Origin of the sequence: Algoriphagus lacus, assembly GCF_003583985.1 — a bacterium.
Lineage (GTDB): Bacteria > Bacteroidota > Bacteroidia > Cytophagales > Cyclobacteriaceae > Algoriphagus > Algoriphagus lacus.
This window is the reverse complement of the sequence record NZ_QXML01000005.1, coordinates 124,666-141,688: the sequence shown is the minus strand read 5'-3', so window position 1 is coordinate 141,688 and position 17,023 is coordinate 124,666. Positions and strand designations below refer to the sequence as shown.

Here is a 17,023-nt window from a genome sequence, read left to right as displayed (position 1 = left end):
GAATTTTTCGAAGAAGTAGCCAAGAAAGTTTGACAAAGTATCTCTAAACGCCCCTGTTTTTTTGTCTTTTTCCAAGGGTTGTGGGTAAAATCTGGTGAAAGGTTCATTTTTAAGTCCAAAAAAGCCATTTCAATTGTATTACTTTTTTAAAAAAATCAATTAAGAAATCGGTTTTTGGATAAAAAATCATAATATTCTTTTTGAAAGAACATTTGGATTATTTAGCTTTCGACTATACAGACTTAGGTGGGATTGATTAATTGGCTTTTTATCATTGGTTTAACCCTCTTTATCAAGTCTTTTTCAACTGCTTTTAATTCCAAATCGAAATTATATGGTGAAAGGTCTACTTGAACCCCTCTCCCAAAAAGCATTCGGACCTAGTCCGGATAATCCAATCAAATTATTTCTAACCTTTTATTACCACCTATGAGAAAGTTTCTATCAATGGCTTTCGCTCTGGTTTTGGTGCTTGGGATATCTTCCCTCGCCCAGAGTCAACAGAGAGTGTTGAGGGGAAAGGTCACTGCTTCGACAGATGGCCTTCCCATGCCGGGAGTTACCATCCTGGACAAAAGTAATCAGACGGGTACTACCACCAATGTGGATGGTGAGTATTCCATTTCGGTAACGGATCAGTCCGTTCTGGTTTTTTCATTCATCGGCTTCAGCAGCAAGGAGATTACAGTGGGTAATCAGTCCGAACTGAATGTGGTATTGGATGAAGAAGCCAATGAATTGAATGAAGTAGTCGTGACTTCATTTGGTATGCAGCGGGATCAAAAATCACTCGGTTATTCAGTCACCCAGTTGGGAGGTGACCGATTTACTGAATCCCGTGCGATCAACGTCGGTAATGCCCTGACCGGTAAAGTGGCTGGGGTAAACGTAACTCCTCCTTCTACCGGTGCTGCCGGATCTACCCGTGTGGTTATTCGGGGTGGGTCTTCCCTTACTGGTGCTGATCAGCCACTTTATGTGGTAAACGGTGTGCCGATCGAATCCGGCAACTTGGGTTCAGCTGGTATGTGGGGAGGTAATGACGCAGGGGACGGACTTGCTGCAATCAATGCCGATGACATCGAAAGCATTTCCGTATTGAAAGGAAACACTGCGGCTGCACTTTACGGTGCCCGTGCTGCAAACGGTGTAATCTTGATCACTACCAAGAGCGGAACTGCAAGAGAAGGGATTGGGGTCAGCTTCAACTCCAACTTTACAGTGGAGAATGTGGTAGACCGAACAAACTTTCAAAGACAGTACGGTGCTGGTCGGGACGGGAATAAATCTGCTACCCAACAGGAAGCCCTGGATGATGCCACCAATGGCTGGGGAGCAAAATGGGACGGTTCGAATGTAATTCAGTTTGATGGTCAGCAAAGACCTTATTCCTATTTGGGAGAAGGACTGAATGATTTCTACAGACAAGGATTTACCTGGAACAATTCCGTAGCACTTTTTGGAGGAAATGATAAAACCAATTATCGATTCTCCTACTCCAATCTTAAGAACGAAGACGTATTGCCTAATTCAGGATACGACCGAAACGTGGCAAACATCAATGTCAATTCCCAGCAAGGTAAATTCACCTTGGCAGTAGTAGGACAGTATTCCAATCAGCAAGCGTTAAACCGACCTCGATTGTCCGACTCCCCGGGAAATGCCAACTTCTCCATGATCGTAAAACCAGGTCACTATCCTTTGGATGTGATCAAAGGGGATCCTAATAAGTTTGGGGCATTGGCTGACGGTACTGAATTGAGGTATCAGGGTAACGTATTCCAGACCAACCCGTATTGGGCGGCTTATCAATTCCGAAGAGAAGATGTGACTGACCGTATCATGGGTAACATGTCCTTGAAATATGACATCACTGACTGGCTGTATGTCCAAGGACGATATGGAATTGACTTTCAGATCATAGACAACTACAGCTATGAAGCTTACGGAACTGCTTACAAGCCTAGAGGTGATTACAATACTGGCGCCAGAACTATCCGGGAAAACAACGCTGACTTGCTGGTTGGCTTTGATAAGAAATTCGGTGACTTTGACGTAGATGGTTTCGTCGGTGGCAACATGATGAGAAGAACTTTGGAAAACAAAACCGGTGGAGGCAACGACCTGGTAGTTCCATTCTTCCATTCTGTAACCAACGTAGCGGCTCCGACATTTGGCTATGGTTTCTCTGAATATGGCATCAACTCATACTTCGGTGCTGCCAATGTGGGTTATAAAAACATGATTTTCCTGAACCTAACCGGTCGACAGGATCAGTTTTCAACCCTTTCTCCTGAAAATAGCAAATTGTTCTATCCTTCAGTAGGTCTGAGCGCAGTGGTTTCTGATATGTTATCCCTTCCGGAATTCATCACCTTTGCAAAGGTGAGAGGTTCTTATGCTACAGTAGGTGGCGGGGCTCCGGATCCATATGCGTTGAACCTGACTTATGGTTTGGTGGGAGCTGGTCACTTAGGTGCTAGCTTGGGTCAAATCAACAACGGTTCCATTCCTAACTCCAATCTTGGTCCTTATACCTCCAATGAATATGAAATCGGTGCAGATTTGAGATTCTTTGAAAACCGAGTGGGGCTTGATGTTGCCTATTACAACAGAAGAACTTCCGATGATATTCTTAATACCGGTATTTCTGCGACTTCAGGTTTTAATACTACCACCATCAACATCGGTGAGTTGGAAAATAAGGGTATCGAACTCCTCTTGAATGTGACCCCAATCCAGAAAGGTGATTTCAAATGGGATCTTTCCTTCAACTACGCACACAACATCTCTCAAGTACTTAGCTTGGGTACCAATGCTGCAGGTGAACCGATTCAGTTTATCAACCTGGATGAATCCCGTGTCAGAAGAGAAAGAATCCGTCACATTGTGGGTCAGCCTTTGGGTATGATTGCTGGATTTAAACACCAGACTGTAAACGGTCAAAAAGTGTATACTGCCGATGGTTACCCTGTAGCAACAGCTGGGTATGAAACAATTGCCGAAGGCCGTCATCCGATTTCCGGTGGTTTGACCAATAACCTGAGCTACAAAAACTTCAGGTTGATGTTCCTGATTGACTTCAGATCAGGTGGATCCATCATGTCCGGTACAGATTATTTCGCATACCAGTTGGGTCTACATGAGCAAACTTTGGTGGGAAGAAACGGAGACTTGACCGTATCCGGTGTGACCAAGCAAGGGGATAATTATGTACCAGGAACCTGGACTATTCCTACTAATGCTGCAAATCCTGCTCAGTACAAATTGGATCAGTACTATCAAAACTACTCCAATATCACAGAGTATGTGGTCTATGATGCCTCTTTTGGGAAATTAAGAGAGTTCTCTTTCGGTTACACTTTCCCAAGAACGATGATCGAGAAGACTCCTTTCCAGAATCTTTCTCTTTCATTGGTTGGAAGAAACCTGGCTTTGCTTTGGTCTGATACGCCAAATATTGATCCTGAAGCAGCCTACACCGTTTCCGGTAACTCTCAAGGCCTTGAGTATTTCTCCGTGCCGGCAAACAGAAGCTTTGGTTTTAACCTGTCTGCAACTTTCTAAGACTGAAGGAATCACCTAAAACGATCGAAACAATGAGAATTTTAAATAAAATGACCGGTCTGGCTTTGGCAGCGTTGCTTTTCGCTACTTCCTGCGATGAGCAAGCCCTTCTGGACCTAAATGAGAACCCCAACGCGGTGAGCGATATCGACATGAGGTACCTGTTTTCACTGGGTACGTTGAGAATCGGAGGGGAATATGAAAACACCCGAGCAAACATGCTGTATGCGGCTACAATGATTCAGCACACAGCTTCCACAGCTGGTTATTTCTCCGGAGATAAATATTTCTACAATGCTGGCTATAGCGGTGCTTACATGGAGCGTCACTTCACTGACGTAATCAGACTTTTCTCTGAAGTCATCCGAAAAACCAAAGATGATCCAGCACAGGCCAATGTGAATGCTGCCGCGACTGTATTACGGGTATTTGACCTGCATCGAATGACTGACATGCATGGAGATATTCCGTACACTCAGGCAGGATATGGCCTGGAAGGTGAAGAAAATTGGTTCCCTAAGTATGAAGCTCAAAAGGACGTCTATTACAAAATGGTGGACGACCTGAAGGCGGCTAGAGATAAGTTTTCAGCTTCTGCCAACCCGCTAGGTGCACAGGACTTCCTGTTCAACGGTGATGTGACCAGGTGGAAAAAGTTTGCCAATTCCCTGTTGATGAGAATTGCCATGCGAATGAGCAATGTGGATGCGGCCAAAGCCAGAGAAGTATTTATTGAGGCCAACACCAGCGGCGCCATGTTGTCCAACGACGACAGTGCTTACATTAAGTATGCTCCCGGACCTCAGGGTGTCAACCGAAATGGTCTGAATGACGGATACTGGAACACCTATAAATACTCCAGAGATTGCAAGCTGTCAAAGACATTCATTGATTGGATGGTAACCAACAAGGATCCTCGCTTGATGATCTTGTCAGGTGGAACCGGTAATCCTGATAATTCTGCTACTTGGAATACTGATCCTGCAGCCCAGAAAGGAATGCCTAACGGGTATAATTCAACCAACATCAAGGACGCTCTTTCACCAGCTGAAGATGCTCAGTATGATGCAATCGGAAGACAGATCTTCTCAATGCTCAACCTGAAGTATTTGGATTGGGAAGACCCCTATGCATTGTTGACTTATGGTGAAGTGGAACTGATGAAGGCTGAAGCTGCCGTCAAAGGTTGGATTACCACCAGTGCAAGTGATCACTTTAATAAAGGGGTAACAGCTGCTATTACCAGTTGGGTAAAGTTTGATCCTTCTTTTGCACGTACCGGCCAGGAAATTCAGGCTTACATTGCAGGAAGAGGATTTGATGCTGCAAATACCAACAACAAGCTGAGATTGATCGGTGAGGAATACTGGGCAGCTACCTACCTCAATGACATCGAATCCTGGTCCAATTGGAGAAGAACAGGTTTTCCAGCTTTGACTCCAACCCAAGATCCGAATGCGTTTGAAGGAAATTTCATTCCAAGAAGATTGAGATACTGGGAGTCAGAGATCGGTTCAAATCCTGAAAACTACGCTGCTGCGATAGCCAGACAGGGTGCGGACCTGATGTCCACCAAAGTTTGGTGGGATGGCGGAAAGTAATTTCTAATTATTAAATTCCTTTGACAGAGGTTTTGATTTCGGTCAAGACCTCTGTTTTTTTAATTTTACTTTAACTCAAATTCTTTTTGTCCATGAAATACCTGCCCTTAGTAATGCTTTTATGGTTTTTGGCTTGTTCCCCGAAAGAAAAAAGCCCAGACCCTGAAGCACGTTCCTTTCACATCATTGGCTATGTGGCAGGCTGGAAAGACATCCAGCCGGATGAAATCCCTGCTGAAAAACTCACCCACATCAATTATGCCTTTGCCAATGTTGCCGATGGAATGGTAACACATATGGAGGGAAGGGCTGAAAAAGACAGTCTGAATTTTCTGAAGCTTCAGGAATTGAAACAGCGAAATCCTGACTTGAAGATCATGGTTTCGATCGGAGGATGGACACATTCCAAAGGTTTTTCGGACGCCGTTTTGACCCCGGAAAGCCGGGAAAAACTGACGGCATCAGGAATTGATTTTTTGTTGAAATACCAACTCGACGGATTGGATTTTGATTGGGAATATCCCGGATATCCCGGAGACAACAACCCGTACCGACCTGAGGACAAAGAGAACTTTGTTGCAATGCTGAAAAGCTTTCGGGAAGCGCTCGATTCGGTTGGCAACTTGAACGGGAAACATTACCTGAGTACAATCGCCAGCGGTGGATTCCGTGGGTATTTGGAAGTAAATAATTTAGCCGAGGCTCAGAAATACCTCGATTTTATCAATATCATGGCCTATGATTTTTATACTGCGGGGGATGATTCCACCGGCCATCACGCCAATCTTTTCCCAAGTGGGGCGAAAGGCAGGTCTGCGGATACAGCTGTGAAAGAGCATATTGAATTTGGAGTTCCGGCTGAAAAATTGGTTCTGGGTGTGCCGTTTTACGGTCGCATGTGGAAGGGAGTAGCCTCGAAGGAAAACGGACTTTTTCAGCCAGGAAAATATGAAATGGGTCTTCCCTATGTGCAGGTTTTGGCACTTTCCAAAAACTCAGCCTACCAAAGACATTGGGATATAAAAGGGCATGCACCTTATTTATTTTCTGAGAAAGATTCCACCTGGATTACCTACGAGGACCCGGAATCTCTAAGATGGAAGGTAAGCTATATCAAGGAAAAGGGATTGGCTGGGGCGATGTTTTGGGAGATGTCAGAGGACAATACCGGCACATTGTTGGACGCAATGTACCATTCCTTTTATCCTGCCACCGAAACGGGCAACTAGTGATGAACTTGATCGGTGTCGATATCGGCGGCTCTCATATTTCAGCAGCCCGAGTGGAATGGGATGGAGTGAATGCCCAAACCGTTGATTTTTTTGAAGCTGATGTGGACACCTCCCGCAATTCGGAGGCGATTATCTCCGATTGGTCAGCGGTGATCCGCAAGGCTGCAGGAGATCGGAAGGATATACAGATCGGGATCGCCATGCCGGGTCCTTATGACTATCCGAATGGAATTTCGCTGATCAAGGATCAGGGTAAAATGAAGTCGCTCTATGGGCTTTCGGTGAAAAATCTCCTCGCAGAACGTTTGGGAATCAGTCCGGAATCCATTGCCTTTACCAATGATGCCGAGGCCTTTCTGGCCGGAGAAAGTCTGGCTGGAGCTGGGCGAAATTTCGAAAATTCAATTGGGCTGACTTTGGGCACAGGACTGGGATCTGCTATCAAAATCCAGGAAGTAATCAAAGATGCCAAGCTCTGGACCGCTCCATTTCGGGATGGAATTGCAGAAGATTATTTAGGGACTGCCTGGTTTGTTGGCTACTTGAAGGAACGATTTGGAAAGTCTGTCTACGGAGTAAAAGATCTGCTTTCTCCAGAGTTTGACCAGGCGATAGCCGAGGAAGTTTTTTCCCAATTTGGAAAGACCCTGGGCGAGTTTCTGTCTATTTATGTGATCCGACTTCAATGTCAGGGCGTGGTACTGGGAGGTAAAATCTCCCGAGCGGCTGACCGGTTTTTGCCCTATACAAAATCCTACCTGGAGAAATTTGACTATCCTCTTCAGATTCGGGTTTCAGAACTTGAAGAGAAAGCAGCCTTGATTGGTGCCTGCCTTCCTTTTATTTCAAACACCTCATCGAATCAATCATGAAACATTTTATCCTAGGCTTGTTCCTGACACTTTTTCAAATCACCACTTTTGGCCAACAATCCTACGACTTAATTATTGTCGGTGGAGGTGCCAGTGGAACTGCCGCCGGGATCTCAGCGGGGCGGTTGGGTACCAAAACCCTCATTATTGAATCCACTCCGTGGTTGGGGGGAATGCTCACTTCGGCTGGGGTTTCGGCGATTGATGGCAATCACCGATTACCTTCCGGAATTTGGGGGGAGTTCAAGTCTGAACTTGAGAACTATTACGGTGGATCCGATAAACTGGCCACCGGCTGGGTCAGCAATACCCTATTTGAACCCAAAGTAGGGAATGAGATCCTGAAGAAAAAGGCCTCGGAGGTGAAGGATTTGACTTTTTCTCTGGAAAGTGACTGGAAAAGCGCAGACTTCAAAAACGGGCTTTGGACAGTTTCCTTTTCCAAAAATGGAAAAACACAAATGGTGACAGCGCCGCTTTTGATCGATGCCACCGAACTGGGGGATGTGGCCGCTTCCCAAGGTTTGCCTTATCGCTTGGGGATGGATGCCCGGGCGGAAATAGGGGAGGAATTTGCTCCAGAGGAGGCGAATGACATTATTCAAGATTTGACTTTTGTGGCGACTTTGCAGGATTTTGGTGCCGGCGCAGACAAAACCATCCCGAAACCTGCCAATTATGACCCTGCCGAATTTGCCTGTGCCTGTGCACATGCGGATCCCACCACGGACAATGCCCCGACTTTGGACTGCGGAAAAATGCTGGACTACGGCAAGCTTCCCAATGGTAAATACATGATCAACTGGCCCAATTGCGGAAATGATCACTATGCCAATTTGGTGGAATTAAGTCCTGAAGAGCGGGCGCTCGAAATCGAAAAAGCAAAGCAGACTACGTTGCGGTTTGTCTATTACATTCAGCACGAATTGGGCTTTAAGCACTTGGGCTTGGCTGAAAATGAGTATCCCACCAAGGATGGACTTCCTATGATACCGTATCATCGGGAATCCAGAAGATATTATGGATTAGTTGATTTTACCCTGCCCTACGTTAGAACTCCTTACGCTTCACCCAGTCCGCTTTACCGAACCGGGGTTGCAGTAGGAGACTACACCATTGACCATCACCACAAGAAAAATCTGAAGGCACCAGCCATTGATTTTATTAAAATCCGGGTTCCTTCCTACAATGTCCCGCTTGGGGCTTTAATTCCTGCGAATCATCCCGCACTGATCTTGGCTGAAAAGAGCATTTCCGTATCCAATATCGTCAACGGTGCTTCTCGGCTTCAGCCCGTTGTATTGGGAATCGGTCATGCAGCGGGAGTTTTGGCTACCGTGGCTTTGGAGCAAAAGAAACCACTTTCAGAAGTGTCTGTGCGACGGGTTCAGCAGCTTTTGCTTGAGCAAAATGCTTATATCATGCCTTTTTTGGATATGAATCCAGCCCAACCTCACTTTCAGGCCATGCAGAAGGCCGGTGCTGCGGGAATTTTCAAGGGAGAGGGTGTTCCCTATCTTTGGGCAAATCAGACTTGGTTTTATCCTGACCGACTGGCCTCCGAATATGAAGTGGTAGACGGATTGAGACCGATGTATTCCCAATTAAAGGACTTTTGGGGAGCTTCGGGCGATCATCTTACAGGAGCAAGAATGTTGGTTTTTCTGAAGATGATCCAACCTGAACTAACCGAGGAGAATCTCTCCTTGGCCTGGAAAAACGGAGCATTGGAAGGGGAATTTTCGACTGACAAGAAACTCTCCCGCAGGGAGGTGTCAGTTCTATTGAGTGAATTGCTGGATTTCTTCGTGAAAGAGGTGGATTGGAGGGGGAACTATCAATAATTTTTCATTTATTGAATTAGTTAAAAAAGATCCATGTTTTTCAGATTCCTCATTACCTCAATTTTCATTGTTTTTCCGGTAATTCTTTTCGGCCAAAGCCATTTCAAATTCATAGACAAAGAATCAGGTCAGGAGATTTCGGGTTACGATGCTGAAATCATTTTGAATGGTTATTTGAATTATGCCCCGGTAGAGTCTGGGAAAAATGGGGTGCATTTTATTCGGGGGACGTATAGAGATGTACCTCCTTCATCGCAAAATAAGTTTTTCCTCAGTATTGATAAGCGGGAGTATTTTCCAGTTTGGCAAGAGGTTGATTTGTCCCGCACTGACACCTTGACTGTGAAATTAGAACTGGATCCCAATTTTCATGATCAGGAAAAAGGATTGTTCCATTCATGGGGCGGCACACCTACAATGCGGGAATATTATCCAAAACCTTTTCGCAAATGGGAGGAAATCCCACAACAAGTCAGAGAAAAAATCAAAGAGGAACTAATAAGCCGAGTAGGTGATCAAGCCTTTTCAAAAATCTATATTTCCACTGCGCACATTTTTGAGACTGATCGCCTTAACGAATTGAGAGTTCCCAATAATTACGCTCCCCATACGACATCCTACCGGATCTGTTTTTCCTTCAGTGATAGGGAAAATGGAATTGCCCAATACACGACCGAAAGTGTTTTTCTGGATAATGGGGCTGTGGTAGTAGCACCCAAATTCCCCCAATTTATGCTGTGGGAATCGGATGAGAAAAAGGCTTGGAAATTAAAAAGTCAATCTGAAATCAGGCAGACTCTAATTAAAGAATTTGGAGAATCTTTTGCCGAAATCATGCCAAGGTTAGAGTTTTATCCAAGAGGAAACACATTTTCTTGGGTGTTTTCCAAGGAAATCGGCAAGACTTCCAAGGGAGAAATCCAAAGCCAGGAAGTTTATTTGGATGCGATTTCTGGGGAAATCTTGGCAGTTTTTTATGATAAAAAACTTGTGATAACCCATTAATTGGAAGGACCGATCCTTCCCGCTTTTCGGTTTCCTGTTCCTTCTTTTCCGGTCAACGCGTCGCCCATATCTGCTCTTGCCTGATTAGCAAATCCGTTAAGTTGAGCCAAAACCCCCGGATTCTGAGCCGAAACATCGGTCGTTTCTCCGGGATCTTTGGATAAGTCAAAAAGGGAAGCTTTCTCCAATTGGACATTGAGGTATTTTACAGGAATTCCATCGTTTCGAACATCAGTTCCGGGAGGAATCGTGCGATAGGTGTGGGGGAAAACCAGTTTCCATTTTCCATAGATTACCGCCTGTAGTTCGTTTCGGTTGTAATAAGCAAAGTAGGGTTTCAAATCCGCCTTTTCCCCCATGACTAAAGGCCAAATATCCGAACCGTCGATTTTGAGTTGTGGAAGTTGGGATCCGGTGACTTTTGCCAGAGTTGGTAAGACATCGATTGTCATTGCGGCTTGGTCCTGAATTATTCCGGCAGGGATTTTCCCAGGCCAGATAAAGATTGCCGGAACCCGTATTCCTCCTTCCCATGAGGTTCCTTTACCTTCTCGTAGATTTCCTTTTGATCCTGCATGGCCGCCATATGAAAGCCAGGGCCCGTTGTCGGAGGTGAAAATGATCAGGGTGTTTTCTTCCAAACCGAGTTCTTTCAGTTTTTTGCGGATCTCACCCACCGACCAATCGATTTCCATCATCACGTCGCCATACATTCCCTGCTCTGATTTTCCCTTGAATTTTTCGGAAACGTAAAGTGGGACATGGGGCATGTTGTGGGCTAAGTAAAGGAAAAAGGGCTTTTCTTGATTTTTTTCGATGAATTCCAGGGATTTGTAGGTGTACCACGAAGTCAACTCCTGTTGATCTTCCAGATAGGCTATGGTTTTTTCTCCCTCAATCAGAGGGAGAGGTGGATAGTAGTTTTTGGATTCCGGATGATTGGGCCACATGTCGTTGGAATAAGGGAGCCCGAAATAGCTGTCAAACCCCTGTTGAGTGGGCAAAAACTCCGGCTGATGACCCAGATGCCACTTTCCAACTATCCCCGTTTGGTACCCGTTGGCTTTGAGCATTTCAGCAATGGTAATTTCCTCTGGGTTCAGCCCATGGGTTGCGGTATGATCGAGAGCTCCATAGAGTTCTAACCGGTTGGCATAGGCTCCTGTAAGCAAGGCCGCTCTGGAGGCGGTGCAAACTGCATGGGGAACGTAAAACTGAGTAAACCTAACTCCATCCGTCGCCAGTTGGTCCAGGTTTGGAGTTTCCCAGTCCTTCGCTCCATAGCTTCCCAAATCCCCATAAGCCAGGTCATCCGCAAAAATCAAAATTACGTTGGGTTTGGATGGTTCGGCTTGAATTTCAGGTACCGAAAAAAGAAGATTCATCAGAATGGAAAAAGGATAGAAAAGTGTGCTCATGGATTTTTGAAGACTGAGTTTGGTTTTCAAGTAAAACAATTTTGAATTAACGGCATTCGGAATCAGTCAAAACTTATTGGCGTCAGTTGCCCGGAATCGATCTATTTCTTCTTGAAAGCGAACAGGTACGAGGAAGATTTAGGGTTTTTTCTGGGATTTGAAGCATTTTTTGATTGGCCCACGTCTTGGAAAGGAATAGAAAACTAAACCAACGTATCACTTTATGTCAGTCAAATTTGTTAATCGTGCTCCACTTTTAGGATTGCTTTTTTCAGTGGTGCTTTTGAGCGCATGCAACGAGGAACCTGAAGTTCCATCGCCTCCTGTGTCAGAAATTGTGCATAAAAAATTGACTCAACCAGAGTTCTTTACCTACGGCACTCCAAAAGTTTTGGACCTGGACGGAGATGCAGTAATTGATTTCCAATTTGGAGTTACCCTTTTTGCCAATCAGCTGGGAGATCATTATCAGTATGTGGTATCTCCTTCCAGAGCTAATCGAGCGCTGTTGATTGAAGAGGAAGCTATTCCCTTGGAAGTGGATTTTGAAATTGGAGAGACCAGCGATCAGAACGACTTGGTGTGGAATTTCAGTGCAGGGAAATTGATTACAAAATTACAGCGTCAAACTGGAGCGCCTTCTTGGTCAGGTAACTGGAGTACCATTCCGGATGGGATTGTGGGAGTTCGGTTTTTCATTGGTCAAAAGCCCCACTATGGTTGGATCAAGATTGGCAATGATCTGTATTCAAACCGGATGTCGATCTTGGAATACGCCTACCAGTCGGTGCCTGGAAAATCCATTAAATCAGGTCAGACCAACTAATTCAAAGCCGGATTTTTCCGGCTTTTGCGTTATTCTACTCTTCCAATTTCTGCCAGATCGATTTCCCGATTTTTTTCCCTTGAGCAACCCCGTTTTCGATGGCGTCCCTGAAGTGAATTCCTCCGTAAAGTCGCGAAATGGCGGCTTCGTCCGATGCCTGAGAAAAGCTGTCGAAGGCCCGCTCCGGTAATCCGAAATAAACCTCGGAGGAATCAACGAAGCCGAAATTTTCACCAAAATACCCAGTCAAAATCTCAGCAGAAGCGCTGCTGATAACGGAGTGGCCTGAGGTGTATTCCGGGAAAGGAGGAGTCTGAAGTAGGGGCTTCCAAGTGGGGTCCAACTTTTCGTTGATGACGGTTTCGGGACGGATTCGGTTTGTTTCGTACTTGGCTTTCCAGCAGGAAACAAAGGAGTCATGAAGCGTCATGGCCACTAAGGCGTGGATGTAGGTCGTTTCGGAAAAAGTGAGGCCTACCTTTTGCGCGGAAATTCCGGTAATCCCAATCCAATGCCCCCCTGGGGAAATCTTTTTGACGCCTATGGCCATATGTCCCGAAAATTCCACTTTGAAGGGATTGCAATCCCAAAAGTTGGCGATCAATTGCTCTTCTTCGCTTAGGTTTTTACCCTTATCATAGACTTCCTGGAGCTGAATTTGAAACGGACTTCCCTGGGAAAGATCAAAGTCGGCCATGGGGGCAGGTTTGTATTCTTCCAGATTTTCCAGGAAAAAAGTCCGCATGGTTTTCCATTCCGGCTCCACCGCAGCCATATAAGCCGGAGGAGTCGGGTACCAAAAACCTTCCCCTTCCTTGGGACTGTAGCGGTTAAGTGCGGTCAATTGGATGTATCCATCGCTTTTAGCCATTCCCAAGACCTGATCTGCTACTGCTTTTGCAAAAGCCAGATGCTGTTCCAGGTTTTTCTTGGTAATTACTTTGTTTTTTAATCCCCATTCCTGCCAAGCTGCTTGCTTTTCCTTAAGCAAATAGCCGGAGGGCATTACTTTTTCACCAACCAAAAACAGGGCAAAGATCGCAGCAAATTCAGGGGATTGGATTGGTTCCAGCGACAGATCAGCGACCTGTTTATTTATCTGCGAAAATGAAAGAAAGTCCCCGTGATCAAATTTCACATTGGCTACCTGAAGAACCCGATAGGCGGCCAAATTGGTGTAAGCATAAATTCTGGCAGCTACTGGCGGGCTGGCGACATCGGTGACCATCACCTCAGTGATGTGAAAAAGCTGTTCAGAGTAGATCTTTGACCAATCAATCTCACGGTTCTGTCCGTGAAGATGAATAGCCCCCAAAGGGAGGAAAAAGCTGGTAAGAAGAAGGGAAATGAGCTTTTTCATCGGATTTGATAGACTTCGGGTTTTTGCTGGTTGATTCCAAAAATCAGAAAAGAGGTATCTCCGGTCTTCAGGTTCAACATGGATTTGATGTCTCCTTTGATACCTAGTCCTGACTCGGAAGGCGTCAGGGGTTTGAAGTTCCCTTTTCCATCGCCCGTCAAAACCAATCCCAATCCCGCGTCGATTTTCCCGATTCGGATGCGGGTTTGACTTTGGTTTCCTCCCAAGATCAGATCCGGATTTCCGTCAAGGTTCAAATCAATTGGAAGAATGGAATAGATTGGGAAAGCCTGGGCCATTCTGGGTAGCTCATGTGGCTTGAATCCAGTGCCCGTGTTTTCAAAATACATGGATTCCAAGGTTTGGATTTCCAATCTTTGTGCGTTTTGAAGCTCTTCGGGGGTAAAGAGATCCGTCAGCTTAGCTTTGGAGTAGGAGGCATAATCGGTGAATTTACTTCGCATGCTGACCATTTGATCCAAAAGTTCATCCCGACTCGGATAGGGGTAATGACTGTCTCCGATATAGCATTCCAAAATCGGATCGATGCTACCGTTTTGGTCAAAATCAGCTGAGTATAACCGGATCGGTTTCTCTGGACTGGCAACCAGTTGAGAATTGAGGCCGAAATTCCCCGCAATCAGGTCCAAATCCCCGTCTCCGTCCATGTCGGCTTGAGTCAAATTGGACCACCAACCGGAAAGATTTAAGGGGAAATACCCTTTAGATTGATTTTCAAATGATTTCCCGCCTTGATTGATCAAGACGCTTGGAGCCATGAATTCGCCAACGAGGATTAAATCGTCGGTTCCATCCTCATTCAAATCTTGGGAAACTGCTGCGGTAATCATTCCCAGTTTTCCTTTGTTGGGAAGAAAAAGAGCTGTCTGATCAGTAAACTTCCCTTTCCCGTCATTGATTAAAATTTTACTGTCTGGAGTTTCAGGATAACGTCCGGGAATGACTTTTCCTCCGACAAAAAGATCTGGAAAACGATCTCCGTTTGCATCCAAAACTGCAGCAGCACCTGTGCTGATCATGTATTTTGGAAAATCTCCCTGGGCTATCAATACCCCATTTCCATCATTGAGATAAAGTCGGTCTCGGAGGGATTCATCTGTGCTGAGGTAATCATGAAAGCCACCGCTGCCGATGAAAAGATCTGGCTTTTGGTCTCCGTTAAAATCATGGAAAATCGCCACAGCATCTGTGAAATCCGATGAGGATCTAAAACCACGATAAACTTCCCAAGTTCCGTTTTTGAAGGAATAAATTCTTCCCGGTGTTCCTTTGGAGCCTCCAATGAAAACCTCAGAATTTCCGTCCCCATCCAAATCGGCTTGAGCCAGACTTGGGCCCAGATGACTTGGCATTGTCAGCATCAGTGGTTGGCGCTTGAAGTCGTTGACATTGGATTGAGTGGATACAAAATCCGGCCCTAAGGTTTTGGAAACCAGGGGAAGGGAAGTGATTGGGTCAACTGAAACAGGTTTTGCCTCCGTTTGATCTATTTTCAAAAGCTGGTTTCCAGAAATAGACTTGAGCAGGGATTGCGATCGATCAGGCCAAATGATTTGGAGGCTGTCCACTTGGTCGGCTGTGCCAAGTCCGATGTGAAGCCGGTAAGTTCCTGAGGATTGGAAGCCCCTCACGGGATGTTGCTCCAGAAAGAAGATTTTCCCCTTGGAGTAGGCCCTGATTTTGGATCCAACAGCATATGCGTTTCCTGACTTGCCACTGAGTTCAAGCTGAAGCCAATTGCCTGAATTGCTTTTGTTTTCAAAAATTCCGGCGGTTTCATTCAGGTGATTGACTACCAAATCCAGATCACCGTCATTGTCCAGATCAGAGTAGGCTGCCCCGCTGGAAAAGTTTTTTTCACCAAAGCCAGCGCTTAGCGAAGTGTTTTGAAACTTAACCTCACCCTTGTTTTCAAAGAAATAATCATGAACAGGGGTGGATGTCATCGAGGTGACCAAATGCAGCGTGTCTGCCTTTTCTTTTGCGACAGCCTGCTTGAAATAATAATCCCCTTTGTATTTCAGAAAGTCCCTGTTGGTATAGTCCCGGTAATATCCGTTGGTTACAAATAAGTCTTTTTGCCCATCATTATTCGCGTCAAAAAACAAAGCTGACCAGCTCCAATCGGTATTGGATATGCCTGCCATTTGTCCGATTTCTGAGAAAAATCCACTTCCCTGATTTAATTGAAGCATGTTTCGCATGTTCTGATGATAAAACCCGCGTTTGATCATCAGGGCATACTGCTCATAGTTTTCAGGTCCATAAAGTAATTTTTGCCGCTCATTGTCCTCCGGTAGCATATCCAGTGTAAAAACATCCGGAAGACCATCATTATTGATATCGGCGATGTCGGCCCCCATGGAGAAGTGAGAGATGTGCTGAAAATGATTGGTTATCCGATCGGAAAATGTCCCATCACCATTGTTGATGTATAGGTAATCCGGCTCGATATAGTCATTGGTTACCAAGAGGTCTACCCAACCATCCTGATTGATGTCTGAAGCGATTACAGCTAATCCAAAACCCAATGCAGAACCTTTGATTCCTGCCAATTCGCTGATGTCGGTGAATTTACCTGAATCGTTTCTATATAGTTTGTCCCCGGCATAAGGATGTCTGACTTGCCGAACTGCATCAAATTCCAATTCATTTATGACCTGAATGTGATGATTGAGAAGGTAAAGGTCCAAATCGCCATCGTTGTCGAAATCGAAGAAAAGTCCTTGGGTGCTGTTGGATGGGTCGGCTAATCCAAGCTCTTCAGCTTTGTCCAAAAACTTGAAATCCCCCTGATTAATCCAGAGTTCATTTTTTCTGGATTCGGGAGATCCTTTTCCGGAGTAGCAAACATAAATGTCCAAAAGTCCGTCACCATTGACATCGGCCATACTCGCACCTGTTGTCCAGGTGTTTTTTCCTGCTACCCCAGCGGACCTAGTGACATCCTCAAACTTAAACTCGCCAAGGTTTTTGTAAAGCTTGTTTTGGGTCATATTTCCTGCAAAAAAAATATCATCCAAACCATCGTTGTTGAGGTCTCCGACTGCTACACCTCCGCCATTGTAGAAATATTCATAGCGTAGGATGTTGTTTTGACCGTCTTCTTTGAGCTGATTTTTGAATGAAATGCCGGTTTTCTTCGATGGAAGCTTTTCAAATTTGGTTGAGTTTTCCTGAGCGAAAAGAGCATTTGAAAACCCAATAAGAATTCCCACGAAAATCAAAGAGGATATCAGGATTCGGGAAAAAATAATCATGGGAAATAAAGGTTGGA

General features: G+C 45.2%; 10 protein-coding genes. 7 read left to right on the top strand and 3 right to left on the bottom strand.

Annotated elements, in window-relative coordinates; genetic code table 11:
* Positions 1-429 precede the first annotated feature (429 nt).
* From D0X99_RS11475 to D0X99_RS11450, 6 genes are all read left to right on the top strand, one after another.
* Positions 430-3,567, top strand: a complete 3,138-nt coding sequence (locus D0X99_RS11475) for a SusC/RagA family TonB-linked outer membrane protein (protein ID WP_119477968.1) — start codon at positions 430-432, stop codon at positions 3,565-3,567.
* Between the two features lie 32 nt (positions 3,568-3,599).
* Positions 3,600-5,168: a SusD/RagB family nutrient-binding outer membrane lipoprotein gene (locus D0X99_RS11470; protein ID WP_119477967.1), complete on the top strand. Its 1,569-nt coding sequence runs from the start codon at positions 3,600-3,602 to the stop codon at positions 5,166-5,168.
* A 92-nt stretch (positions 5,169-5,260) separates the two neighbouring features.
* The gene (locus D0X99_RS11465) at positions 5,261-6,397 is read left to right on the top strand and encodes a glycoside hydrolase family 18 protein (protein WP_119477966.1); all 1,137 of its coding nucleotides are present in this window, start codon (positions 5,261-5,263) and stop codon (positions 6,395-6,397) included.
* A 2-nt stretch (positions 6,398-6,399) separates the two neighbouring features.
* Entirely contained in the window at positions 6,400-7,272 is an 873-nt protein-coding gene (locus tag D0X99_RS11460; RefSeq protein WP_158587696.1) for an ROK family protein, read from the top strand.
* The gene (locus tag D0X99_RS11455) at positions 7,269-9,116 is read left to right on the top strand and encodes an FAD-dependent oxidoreductase (RefSeq protein ID WP_119477964.1); all 1,848 of its coding nucleotides are present in this window, start codon (positions 7,269-7,271) and stop codon (positions 9,114-9,116) included. Before D0X99_RS11460 ends, D0X99_RS11455 begins: the two co-directional genes overlap by 4 nt.
* Before the next feature lie 33 nt (positions 9,117-9,149).
* On the top strand, positions 9,150-10,121 hold the full coding sequence (locus tag D0X99_RS11450) for an RNA-binding protein (protein ID WP_119477963.1): 972 nt from the start codon (positions 9,150-9,152) through the stop codon (positions 10,119-10,121).
* On the opposite strand, the gene D0X99_RS11445 is transcribed toward D0X99_RS11450, so the two are convergent.
* Positions 10,118-11,539 carry a sulfatase family protein gene (locus D0X99_RS11445; RefSeq protein ID WP_119478158.1) on the bottom strand — a complete coding sequence of 474 codons (1,422 nt, stop codon included), beginning with the start codon at positions 11,537-11,539 and terminating at the stop codon, positions 10,118-10,120. The two genes, D0X99_RS11450 and D0X99_RS11445, sit on opposite strands and share 4 nt — an antisense overlap.
* A gap of 223 nt (positions 11,540-11,762) precedes the next feature.
* Here D0X99_RS11445 and D0X99_RS11440 point away from each other — a divergent pair, with 223 nt between their 5' ends.
* Positions 11,763-12,365: a hypothetical protein gene (locus D0X99_RS11440; RefSeq protein WP_119477962.1), complete on the top strand. Its 603-nt coding sequence runs from the start codon at positions 11,763-11,765 to the stop codon at positions 12,363-12,365.
* Positions 12,366-12,399: 34 nt separating this feature from the next.
* On the opposite strand, the gene D0X99_RS11435 is transcribed toward D0X99_RS11440, so the two are convergent.
* Both D0X99_RS11435 and D0X99_RS11430 read right to left on the bottom strand, forming a co-directional pair.
* Positions 12,400-13,725, bottom strand: a complete 1,326-nt coding sequence (locus D0X99_RS11435) for a vanadium-dependent haloperoxidase (protein ID WP_119477961.1) — start codon at positions 13,723-13,725, stop codon at positions 12,400-12,402.
* Complete coding sequence (locus D0X99_RS11430; protein WP_119477960.1) at positions 13,722-17,006, bottom strand: VCBS repeat-containing protein; 3,285 nt, start codon at positions 17,004-17,006, stop codon at positions 13,722-13,724. Before D0X99_RS11430 ends, D0X99_RS11435 begins: the two co-directional genes overlap by 4 nt.
* Between the last annotated feature and the right edge of the window lie 17 nt (positions 17,007-17,023).

What these genes read in the sequence shown, in the direction of transcription:
- D0X99_RS11455 (WP_119477964.1), top strand. Translation starts at nt 7,269, where the DNA reads ATGAAACATTTTATCCTAGGCTTGTTCCTGACACTTTTTCAAATCACC.
- D0X99_RS11465 (WP_119477966.1), top strand. Translation starts at nt 5,261, where the DNA reads ATGAAATACCTGCCCTTAGTAATGCTTTTATGGTTTTTGGCTTGTTCC.
- D0X99_RS11435 (WP_119477961.1), bottom strand. Translation starts at nt 13,725, where the DNA reads ATGAAAAAGCTCATTTCCCTTCTTCTTACCAGCTTTTTCCTCCCTTTG.
- D0X99_RS11440 (WP_119477962.1), top strand. Translation starts at nt 11,763, where the DNA reads ATGTCAGTCAAATTTGTTAATCGTGCTCCACTTTTAGGATTGCTTTTT.
- D0X99_RS11450 (WP_119477963.1), top strand. Translation starts at nt 9,150, where the DNA reads ATGTTTTTCAGATTCCTCATTACCTCAATTTTCATTGTTTTTCCGGTA.
- D0X99_RS11445 (WP_119478158.1), bottom strand. Translation starts at nt 11,539, where the DNA reads ATGAGCACACTTTTCTATCCTTTTTCCATTCTGATGAATCTTCTTTTT.
- D0X99_RS11460 (WP_158587696.1), top strand. Translation starts at nt 6,400, where the DNA reads ATGAACTTGATCGGTGTCGATATCGGCGGCTCTCATATTTCAGCAGCC.
- D0X99_RS11430 (WP_119477960.1), bottom strand. Translation starts at nt 17,006, where the DNA reads ATGATTATTTTTTCCCGAATCCTGATATCCTCTTTGATTTTCGTGGGA.
- D0X99_RS11470 (WP_119477967.1), top strand. Translation starts at nt 3,600, where the DNA reads ATGAGAATTTTAAATAAAATGACCGGTCTGGCTTTGGCAGCGTTGCTT.
- D0X99_RS11475 (WP_119477968.1), top strand. Translation starts at nt 430, where the DNA reads ATGAGAAAGTTTCTATCAATGGCTTTCGCTCTGGTTTTGGTGCTTGGG.